Here is a 15,091-nt window from a genome sequence, read left to right as displayed (position 1 = left end):
AATTTATTAACTGCATTTATGATAGATTTGACCGATTGGTGTATAATTAACCGCTTATTTTTTGTTTTTTGCCACTATGGCGATGTTAAAATATTTAGCCTAGCGATGGGTGCAACACGATGCGTGTCAAATTTGATGACTTGCTGGAAAGACTTCCCGGGCCGGCCACGCGCAAGTGGCCGAACGGTGTTTGGTTTGCGCCCGCATTTTCGGCTGACACACTTTCAGTGCAGCTTTATACCCCAAAAACAGGTACTTATCCCGCTCCACCGGGCGTGAACATCATCTATATGGGCATACGTGGCCGGGCAGATATTTCCATCGCCGGGCAGCGCCATGAGGTGCAAATTGGCGATATTGTGCCAATTGAAGCCGATGTGCCGCATGAGTTTGTGAGCTTCACCAGCGATTTTGCAGTGTATGTGGTGTTTTGGCGTTCAATGGCGCAGATTAAAGAGCGTGAAAAGCTGAAGGCGGAAGCGCAGCGCAAAGCGCAGGAAAACGCGTAAATCACTTTATTGTTGCGGTGAAAAAAGCTATGTCGGGGCAACGCGAACCAGTGAGCGCACCGATGGATCAAGCCACCACACCCATTCAAAATTTATTTGCGGATATGCCGAAATCTGTTGAGTTTGGCAAATTGCGCAAGCGTTTGTTGCGGCAGGTGGAGACGGCGCTCAACACCTATCATATGCATGAGGTGAGTGGTCGTTGGTTGGTGGCACTTTCGGGCGGTAAAGATTCCTATGGATTGTTGGCGATTTTGCTGGAATTGCAAGCGCGTGGGGTGCTGAAGCAGGACATTTTGGCCTGCAACTTGGACCAAGGGCAGCCGAACTTTCCGAAAGAGATCTTGCCAAACTATCTGGAAAGCCTCGGTGTGGCGCACCGTATTGAATATCGCGACACCTATTCAGTGGTGACGGACAAGGTGCCAGAGGGCAACACCTATTGTGCGCTTTGCTCGCGTTTACGCCGTGGGCACCTTTATCGCATTGCGCGGGAAGAGGGGTGTTCAGCCGTGGTGTTGGGACATCATCGTGATGATGTGCTGGAGACTTTTCTGCTCAATATGTTCTTTGGCGGGAAAATGGCGACCATGCCGCCGAAACTCATCAATGATGAGGGGGATTTGGCGGTGCTGCGGCCATTATCGCTTTGCGAAGAGCAGGACTTGCAAAAATTTGCTGATGGCATGCTATTTCCCATTATTCCTTGCGATCTGTGCGGTTCGCAGGATGGGTTGCAGCGGCAAATGATGAAGCAGATGCTTGCGGATATGGAGCGCAAGTCACCCGGGCGGAAGGACCGCATGTTTGCGGCCCTACAGAATGTGAATGCCAGCCATTTGCTGGATCCAAAGCTTTTCGATTTTTCCTAACGCGAACGCGCAGCTTATTGGCCGGGTGCAATAACGGCGAAATGTGCAGCGCGCTTTTCTCTAATCGGCAAGTGCAATGCGGCTGACAGCAAGCCGATCATCATGCCCAAATACCAAACCAGATCATAATTGCCTGTCAGGTCGAAGCTAACGCCGCCCAGCCACACGCCGAAGAATGAGCCAATTTGGTGGGACAAGAAGGCAAAGCCGTACAGCATGCCCATATATTTCGGGCCGAAGAAGTTGGTGACCAAAGCAGCGGTAGGTGGCACTGTGGCCAACCACAAGAGGCCTGTGATCGCGGCGAAAATATAGGTGGTCCATTCTGAAATGGGCAACAGGAGGAACAGGCCTGTGATCACCACGCGGCTGAGATAAATGCTGGCCAGCAGGAATTGTTTGGGCAAGCGGCCAGCCAGATAGCCAGCGGCCAATGAACCAATAATGTTGAACAGGCCGATCAAAGCCAATGCCCAACTGCCTACGGTGGGGCTGAGACCGCATTGCACGAGATAGGCAGGCATGTGCACCGTGACGAACGCCAAATGGAAGCCGCAAACGAAGAAACCGGCCACCAGCAACACATATGAGCGATATTTGAACGCTTCACGCAGTGTTTCAAACAGCGGCATATCGCGTCCATCATCGTCCTGATGTTCGGTTTTACCACGCAGGAAGAAAGAGAGCGGGATAATGGCCAACAGGGTGATCGCGAAAATCAGCAGTGCATTTTGCCAGCCAAAGCCATTGATCAATTGTTGGCCAATGGGGGCAAATACAAACTGACCAGCGGAGGAGGCCGCGGTGGCGATGCCGAAGACAAAGCTGCGCTTTTCTGCCGGAACGGCGCGACCGAAGGCAGCCATCACTACGGCAAATGACGCAATGCCGATGCCTAGACCCATCAAGAGGCCTGCGCCGAGAAACAAGGTGAGCTCTGTGCCACCATAGGCCAGCAGCAGCACGCCTGCGGCGTAGATCACCGTGCCGATACACAATGTTTTGGCCGTGCCGTGCCGATCAGCAAAGCCGCCAGCGACAGGCTGGATCAAACCCCAGACCAAGTTTTGCACCGCAAAGGCAAGGCCCCAAGTTTCGCGCGACCAGCCAAACTCTGACGTGAGCGGCAGGGTGAACAAGCCAGCCGTAGAGCGCACGCCAAATGACATCATGGCGATAAGACAACCCGCTACAATGATGATTGCGAGCGGTGTGCGCATTGGGGTGGCATTGTGTGAAGCGGCATTGCTGGTCATAGGTCTCTCGCAAGAAATTTGAGCACACAATGTGCGCGTATGTTTGAAAATGGGCAAATCAAAAATTTTGATTGCCCAGAGCACCGCAACATAAACCTGATAGCGATCAGCTTATTGGATCAAATTGCGCTTTGAACAATTTTCCACGTTCGGCAATTAACACAAAGCATAGGCTGACGCTGCCTAAGATGACGTAGCCCAGCGCAATTGGAAGCACGGAACCATTGTAGGCTTGACCAATAAAGGTGCCTAACAATGCGCCGCCCACGGTCTGCAAAAAGCCGAACACAGACGCTGCTGTGCCTGCCACGCGGCCCAACGGCTCCATAGATAAGGAGTTGAAGTTGGTGCCCATCAGGCCGAATAGGAACATCACCGGCGCTTGAATTGCCATAAATGCCCAAAGGGGCAGGGCATTAAGATAGGCAAGGATTGACCAAAGCAGACTTAGTGAGATGAAGCCAATGAGTGCGCTGTGAGACAATTTTCGCATGCCAAAACGGCCCACCAACCGAGAGTTGATGAATGAGGCAAGGGACATCACCGTGGCGATTGCAGCAAATGCGGCGGGGAACCACGGGCCAAGACCATATAGCTCGCCATAGATTTGCTGTGAGGGGGCCAAAAAGCCAAACAAAGCACCAAGTGCAACCATGTTGGCCAAGCCGTATGCCAAAGCAGGGCGGTTTGAAAACACAATCGCAAAACCCTCAATAATGATTTTGGGGCGGAAGGCGCGCCGGTTTTCTTCGGCCAGTGTTTCTGGTAGGCGCAGAATGGTCCACGCTGCCGCAGCAATGGCGATGAGGGCCATGGCGAAATAGATATATTGCCAAGGGCCAAACATAATAATCAGCTGGCCGAACGTTGGCGCCAGCACAGGCATGATCATAAAGACCATCATGATCAATGACATGACTTCAGCCATGGCGCGGCCGCCAAAACAATCGCGCACCATAGAAAGGGCTACAACCCGAGAAGCGCCAGCGCCCAAGCCTTGAATAACGCGCATGGCCAACATGGCGTTCAGCTCAGTCGTCATCGCGCCGCCAATTGCGGCGGCGATATAGATGGCGACACCGACAAGGAAAGTCGCGCGGCGGCCAATGGCATCGCAAAGGGGGCCAAAAAAGAGCTGCGAAAAGCCAAACCCAATCAAAAAGAAGGTGACAATGAATTGCCTGTGATTTTCCGCTTCCACATTCATGGCGTCGCCAATCATGGGCAAAGCGGGCAACATCACGTCAATCGCCAACGCGTTCAACGCCATGATGAGCGCTGCCAGACCGATAAACTCGATCCGGTTTACGGATGGGTTCAATTTTGCAATTTTCATTGGGCACCTGAATTAGGTTTGGGCCGTGCGAAGATTTGGGAGGAATCGCGAAACAGCAGATTTTTGAAAAACTAGAGCTTAATCATGCCAGTTGATGGAAAAAAGCGCAATAGGTTTGACCAATTGGTTGACCGGCGCGGGAAAGCGGCTTAGGCACAGATGGAGCCCTTGTTTGGGCAATAGGAGTGCCCATGCTAGCTGTTTTTGAAAGTATCTTGCCTGTTTTTGCCATTATCGTGCTTGGCTTTTTGCTGCGACGGTTCAACTTTGTTGAGGCGAGCAAATGGCAGGTGGTGGATGAGCTTTGCTTTTGGATATTGTTTCCCTCGCTGCTGGCCAGCACCCTTATCAATACGGATTTGAGCACCATTGAATTTGATAAAATTTTGATGGTGCTGCTGGGCATGATCGTGACGATATCTGCCTTTATGTTGGCGCTCTATCCGTTTTTCCGCAATGTGATGAATTTGCGGCGGCCGCAATATACGACGTTGTTTCAAACGGTGACCCGTTGGCATGGCTTTATTGCTATGGCGCTGGTGCTTAAGTTTTTCGGCGAGCCGGGCTTGGCCGTTATCGCTGTGGCGTTTGTGGCGTTGGTGCCCGCGCTTCAATTGGTGAATGTGACAGTTTTATCGGTCTTCTCAGAAGAGTATAAATTTAGCTATTTCAATGTGTTGAAGCAGATTTCTCGTAATCCGATTCTATGGGGCTGCGTTGTCGGCATGGTCGTCAATTTCGCGAATATTCCTGTTTGGGATCCGGTGCTGACTTTTCTGGACCTATTGGGCCGGGCGGCATTGGGTATTTCACTATTGGCGCTTGGGGCAGGGCTTAGCTTGCGGGCTGCGCTGAAGCCAAGCCCAGTTGTTGGCGTTGCTGTGGTGGGTAAGCTGATTTTGGTGCCGTTGATTATGTTTGGCTTTGCCGTGCTGTTTGGCGTGACAGGTGACGCATTGATCATTTTGATGATAAGCGCAGGCGTGCCGACGGCCATGAACGGCTATGTGCTGGCGAAAAAGATGGGCGGTGATGCAGAGCTTTATGCGTCCATCGCCACGGTGCAGACTGCCATTTCGTTTTTCACGCTGCCTTTGATTATTTTACTGGCACGCTGGTGGGTTGGGGCATAGCAGGTTTCAGCTTTGCGCCCCAAAGGCTGGCCAAGCATGACAAGATGCCGACAATCATGAAGCCGGCTGCGATGGGCGCGACTGTGTCGTTGTAGAAACTGCCAATGATTGCACCTATAACGGCACCGCCCGCGCTGGAGATGAAGCCGAGCACTGAGGCTGCGGTGCCAGCAACGCGCTTCATGGGCATCATAGCGAGGCTGTTTTGATTTACGCCAGCGAGGCCGAAGCAGAAATTGAGCGGTTGGTGCAGCAGCACCAAGAGCCAAAGGGGCAATACGCCCATGGTGAGGGAAAATGTGAGCCACACGGCTCCCAAGATGGCGAAAGTCGCGCTGGCGGCAAATGCAACCTTTTCAACCGAATATCGATCCACCAAGCGTGAATTGACAAAAGAGGCAACTGCAAGGTTGGAGGCGGTGAGGGCGATCATCAGCGGATAAATGGGGCCGAGATCATAAATCTCGAGATAGATTTGTGGTGAGGTGCCGAGAAAGCCGATAATTGCGCCAAGAAGCAGTGCCTGTGCCCAACCGAACAGTAGCGATGATGGTGTGGTGAACACAATGCGAAAGCCTTCCAAAATGATTTTGGGGCGGAACGCACGGGTGTTTTCAATCGACAATGTTTCGGGCAAGCGGAGAAACACCCACACCAAAGCGATGACGGCCATGATGGCCATAAAGGCAAATACACTTTGCCACGGCAGAAACAGAATGAGCACTTGGCCTAAGCTGGGGGCAATGATGGGCATGGCCATAAACACCATGACGATAAGCGACATGGTTTTGGCCAGCTTTTTGCCCTCAAACACATCGCGCACCACGGCAAAGGCGATAACGCGAGATGCGCCTGCGCCGAGCCCTTGCACCAGGCGCAGGGCAAGCAACGAATTGAAATCGGTGACGAAGGAAGCGAGCGCGACGGGCACGAAGAAGATCAAAATGCCGATAAAGGCAGTGTTGCGGCGGCCAATCGCATCGGACAGGGGGCCGTAAAAGAGTTGGCTGAGGCCAAAACCAATCAAATAATAGGTGATCACCAATTGCTGCTGATTGTCGCCGATTGCGCCCAGTGATATCGCAATTTCGGGGAGGGCGGGCAGCATAATGTCAATGGCGACCGCATTCAGCGCCATCAAAGTGGCAGCCAGTAGCACAAATTCGATATAATTGGTGTTGGGATTAAGTTTTAAACGCATCGGATAAATCACAAAAAATGATAATGCGATATTGATGCGGGAGGTTTGACCAATTGGCAAGCCCTGACGGTGGATTTCCGTCAGGGTGCGATTTGTTAGGCAGGTAGTTTGCCGTTGATCACATAATCAAGGATTTGAACCACTTGATCAGGTGTTTCAATCACAGCAAGTGCTGCCGCATCGACCTCTTTGAGTGCGTGTTGATGGTCATCCCCATGCATCACAATTAAGGGGAGGCCGAGTGCCGCGGCGAACCCCGCGTCGAACGCAGCGTTCCATTGCTTATATTTATCGCCGAAACGCACCACCACAATGTCCGCTTCGCCCAATAGCGTGCGGGTGCGGATGGCGTTGAGCTTGGCGCCCTTATGGTCGTGCCAAAATTTGTTTGGCTCGCCGCCCATAATGGCAACGCCGCAATCGTCTGACGCGCCATGATCGGTGACCGGCGAAGAGAATTCCACTGGAAGGTCCGCCGCTTCGCAGCCCTTCTCAATCTCTTCGCGCCAATCAGTATGGATTTCGCCTGAAAGATAGACGTTCCAAATGCGAGACATTAGCTGGCCTGTTTGGCTTTGATGCCATTGTCAGCGAAAAGCTGTTGCAACTCGCCTTCTTGCGCCATTTCACGGATAATGTCGCAGCCGCCCACAAATTCGCCCTTCACATAGAGCTGTGGAATGGTTGGCCAGTTTGAATATTGCTTGATGCCTTCGCGCAACTCGTCGCTTTCAAGCACGTTGGCGCTGGCATATTCGACTTCCAAATAATTCAAGATTTGTGCCACTTGGCCGGAAAAACCACATTGTGGGAAATCTGGAGTGCCCTTCATGAACAGGAACACGTCATTGTTTTTTACTTGTTCGTCGATAAATGCGTTGATGTCGCTCATAATGCTTTCCTTTATATTCGGGGTTAAGGCCCGACAAGGTGAACCTGCTGCCTAAATAGGACAGTCGTGATTAAATGTCGAGGATCAGTCTCATCAATTTTGTCGCATGGCGCGCATGCGCTCTAAAAAGGCTTTCACCGCATAGGTTGGATAGCCGAGAAGATCGCCCATTTCGCGCTCATCTTGTTCGTCATATTCGCCGTCGATCATATGTTTGTGTAGCAGCGCGACAAGCCGATTTTTCTCGGCTTCATATTGAGGCAAATAATAAATGACGGGCGCCACCGGGTTGATGTCGACTTGCCCTGTTTCCTTGATGAGTTGCGCCAAATCTTCGGCGCGCTCCTGCCACACATAGCGATGGATGCGGCCAGAGAGCACGAACGGCTGGAACTTAAGCTCTGGGTCTTTATCGCCAAAATAGGCGATTTTCTTGCTGCCCGCGAGCATCAAATCCAACTCGCGCCCTTCATGCGGGGGGCGATCAATTGGGGCTTCCATGTCAAAAACAGGAATGAACTCGCCGCCACGGGTAATTTCCTCGCGCTCTTGCAGCAAGATGAAACCCTGTTTCTCATAAAAGCCAACTGCAGGGTAGCTTGAGGTTAGCACAATCTTTTCAGGTCGACCTTTGAGCATTTCATCGATGGCTTTGTTATAAAGCGCGGTGGCAACTCCCTTGTGCTGATGCTTGGGATGCACAAAAAGTGCAGTCATTTCATAGCCACGATAGCCACAAAAGCCGATGGGTTGATCTTGCTCATCTAGGGCAACATGAAACACTTCGCCATCATCGGCAGAATGTTTATACCCCTCGGGAATGAGGCCAAATGCCCAGCTTTCACGGGCGGTCTGATCGTAATATTCGTCAGAAACAGCGAGAATGGCTGCCCGATGAATGTCGGGCAGTAAGGGCCAGTGACTGTCGGCAATTGGGACAATTCTTACCGTCATCGCTCCAAATGTGTTTTCACCAAAAGGTGTTTAAAAAGAATTTTCAGTATTGAATTGGGGCGATTCATCCCCTCATGGCTAACAGCATCTACGTTTTTTTGCCTATCGTCAAAGAATAATCGAAATTTCTATTTTGCAGCAGAAGGTTACCCTTGCTTTTTGGCGAGGCGTTGCTGTCGTTGTTCGATATAGAAATCGATTGCATCTTGCGGATAATCGAGTAGTTCGCCTATCCGGCGGTGTAATTGGAAAAACCGCTCTCGGGTATTTCTTTTGGTTAGTTCAACCAGGGGGCTTTTAGCTTAACATGGGAAATCTTGCGCAGGAGAAGTGGCGTGAAGAGCGATCCCGTTTCATTTCAAAAATTTATTCACCCAAGGGTGATTGAAAAAATCTGCTTCAGTTTCGAACAGAACCGAATCCCAGCCCTGTGTAAGGCCAGCATCCACGTTTTTCTGGCCATCGTCAAAAAATAGTGGCGCCTCGCTTTGTGGGCCAAGCAAGTGATCTACTTTTTGGAAAAAGGCTGGATCAGGTTTGGCGGCGCCGAGGCGTGCGGCGTAGAACATATCATCGAAGATATGGCTCAGTTTTAAATCATGCCACATATAAAAGGCGCGGAGGTGCTCTTGGTTGGTGGCGAGGTAGATTTTGACGTCTGCTTTTTGCTTGAGCTGCTTGATGCCGTTGAGCAATTGGCGGTTTATAGCCATGTCGTTTTTGAACCAATATTCAAGCAGGTCGAGGCTGTTGACATGGTCCGCGCCGATGCTTGGCAAAAACTCATCAAGTGCCGAAACGATTGAGCGTTCGCCTGTCACGACCCCACTATAATGGTTACGGAAAAAGGATTTGAAGGTTTCGACTTCAATTCCGAAATCCATATGCAGGTGCTGCTTCCAGCTACGGATGCGCGCAGGATCTTGGTGAAAAAGGGAGTGGATGACAACGCCATCCACATCAAAGAGAATGGACCGCACCGGACTTATTCCGGTGCGTTTGTTTTCAAGGCAAGGGCGTGAAGTTCGCCGCTATCCAGCACTTGTTTCAGCGCTGCATTGACCATTTGGTGCTGTTGCACGCGGGATTTGCCGCGGAAGGCTTCTGCCACAACAACAGCGGTATAGTGATGGCCGTCATCTGTATCCGCATTCACTTCTGCGCCAGGAATGGCCTCAGTGATCAAACGTTCGATTTCAGCGGTACCAATAGACATAAACAACAATCTCCAATCAGGCGGCTATTGCGCCGCTTCTGCTGCCATATAGTCTGGGAACCAGCTTTCATGGAAATCGCTGAGTTCCGCAACAGATACGGCAAATATATCTTTTGCTTCCAGCTTATCGCCACCTACGGTGCCCAATTGGGTCACCGGCACATTTTGCGCCTTGGCAGCGGCCAGAACCGACTCAAGATTATCAGATTTTACCGTCACGATATAGCGGGCTTGATCTTCGCCGAACAATTCACCCAGATCATTTGAAAGCTCAAGCTGCGCGCCGATTTTGCCCTTCATGGCCATCTCCGCCAGTGCAACCACAAGGCCACCATCTGACAAATCGTGGCAGGCGGTAAGCTGTTGCTGATCAATGAGATTACGGATCAACGCACCATGCTTGGCTTCTTTCTCAAGATCGACAGCAGGGGCATCGCCTTCGATGCGGTTGAAGCAATCGCGCAGCAGGGCGGATTGGCCAAGGTGGGTGCCTTTTTCGCCAATCAAAAGAATCACTTCGCCTTCTTCTTTGAAGGAAAGAGTCATCATTTTTGCCCAGTCTTTCAGCAGGCCAACACCGCCAATGGCCGGGGTTGGCAAAATGCCAATGCCGTTTGTTTCGTTGTAGAGCGAGACGTTGCCCGACACGATTGGGAACTCAAGCGCGCGGCAGGCATCGCCAATGCCGAGAATAGCTTGTGAGAACTGCTCCATAATTTCTGGCTTTTCAGGATTGCCGAAATTCAGATTGTCGGTTGCGGCCAAGGGCAGTGCGCCAACGGCAGAGAGGTTGCGCCAGCATTCAGCCACGGCCTGTTTGCCGCCTTCGCGCGGGTTTGCTTCGCAATAGCGGGGGGTCACGTCGACGGAAAAAGCGAGGGCTTTTTTGCCGTCGGCACCTTCCACACGCACCACGCCAGCGTCGCCGCCGGGCACTTGCACTGAATTGCCTTGGATAAGATGGTCATATTGCTCCCAAACCCAGCGGCGTGATGCGCCGTTGGCGTTGCCCACCAGGGTCAACAGGGCTTGCGCAACATCGATATTGCCGTCGATTTCGCCGAGAGCTGACGGGGCCGGATAAGCGGACCGCGGACGGTCATATTCAGGGGCTTCGTCGCCTAGGTCTTTAATCGGCAAGTTGGCCACTTCGGTGCCTTCATGGATCACGCGGAAGCGCAGATCGTCAGTTGTCTTGCCAACGATGGCGAAGTCGAGATCCCATTTGTGGAAGATGGCTTTGGCCACATCTTCTTTTTCAGGATCAAGCACCATCAACATGCGTTCTTGGCTTTCAGACAGCATCATTTCGTAAGCTGTCATCGCTTCTTCGCGGGTTGGGACATCATCAAGATAAAGCTCAACGCCGAGATTGCCTTGCGCGCCCATTTCCACGGCAGAGCAGGTGAGGCCAGCGGCCCCCATGTCCTGAATGGCGATCACCGCCCCAGTTTGCATCAGCTCCAAGCAGGCTTCGAGCAGGCATTTTTCGGTGAACGGGTCACCCACCTGCACGGTGGGGCGTTTTTCATCAATGTCGTCGCCAAATTCGGCAGAAGCCATTGTTGCACCGCCCACGCCATCGCGGCCGGTTTTGGCGCCAAGATAAACGATGGGCAAGCCAACGCCTTTGGCCGCACAAAGGAAGATTTTGTCTGCATCCGCAAGGCCCGCAGCAAAGGCATTGACCAAGATGTTGCCATTGTAACGTGGGTCAAACTCAACTTCGCCGCCAACGGTGGGCACGCCGAAAGAGTTGCCATAGCCGCCAACGCCGGCCACAACGCCGGACACAAGGTGGCGGGTTTTTTCGTGATCAGGTGCGCCAAAGCGTAGGGCGTTCATCGCAGCGATGGGACGTGCGCCCATGGTGAAAACGTCACGCAAAATGCCGCCAACCCCTGTGGCTGCGCCTTGGTATGGCTCGATGTATGATGGATGGTTGTGGCTTTCCATTTTGAAGACCACGGCCTGGCCATCATCAATATCTACAACGCCCGCATTTTCGCCTGGCCCGTGGATAACGCGGTCGCCAGTTGTTGGCAGGGTTTTCAGCCATTTCTTAGAGGATTTGTAAGAGCAGTGCTCGTTCCACATGGCAGAGAAAATGCCCAACTCAGTGTAAGTTGGTTCGCGGCCAATCAGCTCAAGGATTTTGGCGTATTCTTCTTCATTGAGGCCATGGCTGGCGATCAATTCGGGGGTGATTTCGATATTTTGATTTTTCAACATTTACGCCACCGCTGCCACTAAGCTGTCAAAGATGTAGCGGCCTTCAATGCCGCCATGGGCTGCTTCGATAAGGTTTTCTGGGTGAGGCATCATGCCCAACACATTGCCTTGCTTGTTGGTGATGCCCGCAATGTTTTCAATCGAGCCGTTCGGGTTGGCTTCAAGGGTGACATTGCCGTTTTCATCGCAATAGCGGAAGGCGATCTGGCCGTTATCTTCAAGCGCTTTCAACCCATCCTGATCGATGAAGTAATTGCCATCATGGTGCGCGATGGGGCATGGGAATGCCTCGTGGCCCTTATAGGCAGTGGTGAAAGGCGAAGTTGTGTTTTCTGCTTTTAAATGAATCACTTTGCACAAAAACTTCAAATCCCGATTCCGCATCAATGCGCCGGGCAGGAGACCAGTTTCGGTGAGGATTTGGAAGCCGTTGCATACGCCCAAAGTCAACCCGCCACGATCCGCATGTTCTTTCACCCGCTGAAGCATGGGTGAGCGGGCTGCGATGGCGCCAGCACGCAGATAGTCGCCATATGAGAAACCGCCGGGGACCACAACCAAATCAACGTCTGGCAAGTCGCTATCGCCGTGCCAAGCTAGATGTGGTTTTTCTCCCGTCACTTTTTCAAGTGCGGCGATCATGTCTCTGTCGCGGTTGAGGCCGGGGAAGACAATCACTGCAGACTTCATGAGCGTGATTCCTTTTCGGTGTGCAAAGGCACAATTTGCATCTGCGCTACGGGCGCTTAAAAGATGCGGTTGGGTTTGGCTCTTAATGGTTCAAAAAGCCCCCAAAAAGCAAGAGGCGCGAGAGGTCTCGCGCCGCTTTTTTCAAAGAAATATTCGATTTTTTCAAAAACTATTCAGCCGGAGCACTGTTTTTGATCGCTTGGTCAGGTTTTTCCCGGCCTGCCTCGAGTTTTGCCCATTCTGGTCGTTCGTACAAAAATTTGCCAAAGCCGATTTTTTGCACGATCTCGTAGGCGATCAATGAGGACGTGGCGGCAACGATAATCACCAACAGGCTCATCACGCCAACATCCGAAATGATGCCAAGCTTAAACAGGATGGTGCGGAAGATTGCCATCGGGATAACGAAGGCCACATAGACCGCCAAAGACCGTTCGCCAATCCATGCCAGAGGCTTTGCCATGTTGAACTTTGCCAATAGGGCAGAGAACACACAGATCGCAGTGGCACCAGCGAAGGCCAAGATCAAATGAATGCCGGGCAATGATGCGTAACCCGCGGTTACATGGTCTGGCTGCATGTCTGCACTTGGCCAGAACACAAGACCGAAATTGACACCTGCCCAAACCACGAGGCCGAGAATGGCAAGCATTGCGTTTTTCTGCGCCCAGCTTGCTAGCTTGAAGATTTGTGGTGCGAAAGCATAGCCCGCATAGAAGAAGACGAAATAATCCGCAAAATAGCCGATGATTGTACCTTCTTGAGAAGGCAGCATTTGTAGGATTGCTGTGACCGTCAAAACCAGCCAATGCGGTACGCTGTTGTTGTAGAGCCATTTTGTGGCCGCTGAGAAGAAGGCCAGCATGTAAATGAACCACAAGATGGAATAGGGCTCAAAAATCGCAAAGAACAGGCCTGAGATGAAGCCTGCAACATCACCAGATGCGATGATTGTTTTGAAGAAGAGCTGGATAACGGCCCATAGCGCGTAGAAATAGAGATAGTGGACCACACGGCGGTCCGCATATTTGCCCCAGCTACGGCCAATCACATATGAGAGAAATAGGCCAGAGATCAAAAAGAACTCAGGCATACGGAAGGGGGCAGAGTAGGTCACTGCATAATGCATAAAGCCGATTTGGCCTGCATCCTGCCCCACGCCCAAAGTTGAATGCATCATGACCACCAAAAGGATTGAAATCCCCTTGGCCGCGTCTACCCAGTCCATTCGTTTCGCGTTTGCCATATTTGTCCACCCTCGCAAAGTATAGTTGCGGGTTTATAGCGCGAATAGGTAAATAAAGGAACGGATACAGCTTGTTAGCGGTAGGTTATTGATTGGTGAGGTTAATTATTCTGCTCAAAGCGTAAAATTTTATTTATTTTATTAACTATAAAGGGGGCACGAGGCCCCCTTAAGAAATTCATATTTGTGGCAAAATATCGCCAGATTTTTACTTAGGCAACCGGCACAGTGCCGTAGGCTCCCGCCATGATGGCCAACGCAAGGAAAAAGGCTGCTGTTAGCGAAAGTCGTTTAATCATAATAATTTACTCGCTCGGCCATAAAAGGTATGTGCCGTCCCTATCATATTGTTGTGACGTTTTTATTTGATTATCCAACGCACCAGATGCCACATTGTTCCCACAATGTGGCCGCAATTGGTAAAAAATTGGTGGTTAATTAGTCCACGATCTCGATGGAATAATTCTCAATCACGGTATTGGCCAGAAGCTTTTCGCACATTTGCGCAAGTTTTTCTTTTGCGGCTTCGTGATCAGTTTCGTCCAACTTCACGTCAAAGATTTTGCCTTGGCGAACTGCGTCTACGCCTTCAAAGCCCAAGCTGGACAAGGAGCCCTCAATTGCTTGGCCCTGTGGGTCTAGTACGCCATTTTTCAGTGTTACAAATATGCGTGCGTGCATTTATCTTCGTCTCAATCTTTGATTATTGAACAAGGCGCGGGCCGGTGGCCAACGCATTATCGGCCTCAGAAAGGATGCCCAAGCGCTGCGCGACTTCGCGATAAGCGTCTACCAGGCCACCCAAATCTTGGCGGAAACGGTCTTTATCCAGTTTGTTCTGGGTTTTCACATCCCACAAGCGGCAGCTGTCTGGTGAAATTTCATCGGCCAAAACAATGCGCATTGTGTCTTCTTCATAAAGTCGGCCCATTTCGATTTTGAAATCAACCAACTGGATGCCTGCTGCCATGAACATGCCGCACAAAAAGTCGTTGATGCGGACGGCCATGGACATAATGTCATCAAGCTCTTGCGGGTTGGCCCAGCCAAAAGCTGTGATGTGTTCTTCTGCCACGATCGGGTCGTTGAGCTTATCTTCTTTATAGTAAAACTCGATGATCGAACGGGGCAGGCGGGTGCCGCTTTCCAGCCCCAAGCGTGTGCAGATTGAGCCAGCGGCTACATTGCGCACAACCACTTCAAGCGGAATAATCTCAACTTCGCGGATCAATTGCTCGCGCATATTGAGGCGCTTAATAAAGTGAGTTGGGATGCCCAAATCGTTCAGGTGGGTAAAGATGAATTCGGAAATGCGGTTGTTCAACACGCCTTTGCCATCAATCACTTCATGCTTCGCGCCGTTGCCAGCGGTAGCATCATCTTTGAAATGCTGGATCAAAGTGCCAGGTTCTGGACCTTCATAGAGAACTTTCGCTTTGCCTTCGTAGAGGCGACGCCGACGGCTCATGTTAATACCCACGATTCCTGAAATGTAATGTATGGCTGCTTCATGTCCCTTTTTGGGGGTAAAATGCAAGCCTTTAATGAATTATT

The 15,091-nt window shown here is 51.4% G+C and carries 16 protein-coding genes; 3 read left to right on the top strand and 13 right to left on the bottom strand.

Translation table 11 applies throughout. The features are described from left to right. The first annotated feature begins 119 nt into the window (after nt 1-119). Both ATL17_RS03150 and ttcA read left to right on the top strand, forming a co-directional pair. Nucleotides 120-509, top strand: a complete 390-nt coding sequence (locus ATL17_RS03150) for a cupin domain-containing protein (protein WP_133571314.1) — start codon at nt 120-122, stop codon at nt 507-509. 62 nt (nt 510-571) lie between these two features. Beyond that, nucleotides 572-1,381: a tRNA 2-thiocytidine(32) synthetase TtcA gene (gene ttcA / locus ATL17_RS03145; RefSeq protein ID WP_208111148.1), complete on the top strand. Its 810-nt coding sequence runs from the start codon at nt 572-574 to the stop codon at nt 1,379-1,381. A gap of 14 nt (nt 1,382-1,395) precedes the next feature. Here the strand turns inward: ttcA and ATL17_RS03140 are convergent, their stop codons facing one another. After that, nucleotides 1,396-2,637: an MFS transporter gene (locus ATL17_RS03140; RefSeq protein WP_133571312.1), complete on the bottom strand. Its 1,242-nt coding sequence runs from the start codon at nt 2,635-2,637 to the stop codon at nt 1,396-1,398. Nucleotides 2,638-2,743: 106 nt separating this feature from the next. Continuing rightward, on the bottom strand, nt 2,744-3,973 hold the full coding sequence (locus ATL17_RS03135) for a multidrug effflux MFS transporter (RefSeq protein ID WP_133571311.1): 1,230 nt from the start codon (nt 3,971-3,973) through the stop codon (nt 2,744-2,746). A gap of 191 nt (nt 3,974-4,164) precedes the next feature. Between ATL17_RS03135 and ATL17_RS03130 the strand changes: the two genes are divergently transcribed. Continuing rightward, nucleotides 4,165-5,106 carry an AEC family transporter gene (locus tag ATL17_RS03130; RefSeq protein WP_133571310.1) on the top strand — a complete coding sequence of 314 codons (942 nt, stop codon included), beginning with the start codon at nt 4,165-4,167 and terminating at the stop codon, nt 5,104-5,106. Here ATL17_RS03130 and ATL17_RS03125 read toward each other — a convergent pair. From ATL17_RS03125 to purC, 11 genes are all read right to left on the bottom strand, one after another. Then, nucleotides 5,072-6,307, bottom strand: a complete 1,236-nt coding sequence (locus tag ATL17_RS03125; RefSeq protein WP_133571309.1) for a multidrug effflux MFS transporter — start codon at nt 6,305-6,307, stop codon at nt 5,072-5,074. The two genes, ATL17_RS03130 and ATL17_RS03125, sit on opposite strands and share 35 nt — an antisense overlap. A 95-nt stretch (nt 6,308-6,402) precedes the next feature. Beyond that, on the bottom strand, nt 6,403-6,864 hold the full coding sequence (locus ATL17_RS03120; protein ID WP_133571308.1) for a YtoQ family protein: 462 nt from the start codon (nt 6,862-6,864) through the stop codon (nt 6,403-6,405). Further along, nucleotides 6,864-7,199 (bottom strand): Grx4 family monothiol glutaredoxin, encoded by a 336-nt coding sequence (gene grxD / locus ATL17_RS03115; protein ID WP_133571307.1) that lies wholly within the window; start codon nt 7,197-7,199, stop codon nt 6,864-6,866. Before grxD ends, ATL17_RS03120 begins: the two co-directional genes overlap by 1 nt. 93 nt (nt 7,200-7,292) lie before the next feature. Next, nucleotides 7,293-8,153 (bottom strand): GNAT family N-acetyltransferase, encoded by an 861-nt coding sequence (locus ATL17_RS03110; RefSeq protein WP_133571306.1) that lies wholly within the window; start codon nt 8,151-8,153, stop codon nt 7,293-7,295. 353 nt (nt 8,154-8,506) lie between these two features. Then, a complete protein-coding gene (locus ATL17_RS03105; RefSeq protein ID WP_166638874.1) occupies nt 8,507-9,133 on the bottom strand; it encodes an HAD-IA family hydrolase in 627 nt (208 codons plus the stop codon). Between the two features lie 5 nt (nt 9,134-9,138). Continuing rightward, a complete protein-coding gene (locus ATL17_RS03100) occupies nt 9,139-9,369 on the bottom strand; it encodes a BolA family protein (RefSeq protein WP_117395507.1) in 231 nt (76 codons plus the stop codon). Between the two features lie 24 nt (nt 9,370-9,393). Next, nucleotides 9,394-11,601, bottom strand: coding sequence for a phosphoribosylformylglycinamidine synthase subunit PurL (purL, locus tag ATL17_RS03095; RefSeq protein WP_133571304.1), 2,208 nt, complete (start codon nt 11,599-11,601; stop codon nt 9,394-9,396). Then, nucleotides 11,602-12,291, bottom strand: coding sequence for a phosphoribosylformylglycinamidine synthase subunit PurQ (gene purQ, locus ATL17_RS03090; protein WP_133571303.1), 690 nt, complete (start codon nt 12,289-12,291; stop codon nt 11,602-11,604). A 169-nt stretch (nt 12,292-12,460) separates the two neighbouring features. After that, nucleotides 12,461-13,537: an acyltransferase family protein gene (locus ATL17_RS03085; RefSeq protein ID WP_133571302.1), complete on the bottom strand. Its 1,077-nt coding sequence runs from the start codon at nt 13,535-13,537 to the stop codon at nt 12,461-12,463. Between the two features lie 438 nt (nt 13,538-13,975). Next, nucleotides 13,976-14,218 (bottom strand): phosphoribosylformylglycinamidine synthase subunit PurS, encoded by a 243-nt coding sequence (gene purS, locus ATL17_RS03080; protein ID WP_133571301.1) that lies wholly within the window; start codon nt 14,216-14,218, stop codon nt 13,976-13,978. Nucleotides 14,219-14,240: 22 nt separating this feature from the next. After that, nucleotides 14,241-15,005: a phosphoribosylaminoimidazolesuccinocarboxamide synthase gene (purC, locus tag ATL17_RS03075; protein WP_133571300.1), complete on the bottom strand. Its 765-nt coding sequence runs from the start codon at nt 15,003-15,005 to the stop codon at nt 14,241-14,243. Between the last annotated feature and the right edge of the window lie 86 nt (nt 15,006-15,091).

The sequence above is a fragment of the Maritalea mobilis genome (genome assembly GCF_004363175.1).
Lineage (GTDB): Bacteria > Pseudomonadota > Alphaproteobacteria > Rhizobiales > Devosiaceae > Maritalea > Maritalea mobilis.
Note: the sequence above shows the minus strand (reverse complement) of the source record. Positions and strands in the feature narration are given on the sequence as shown.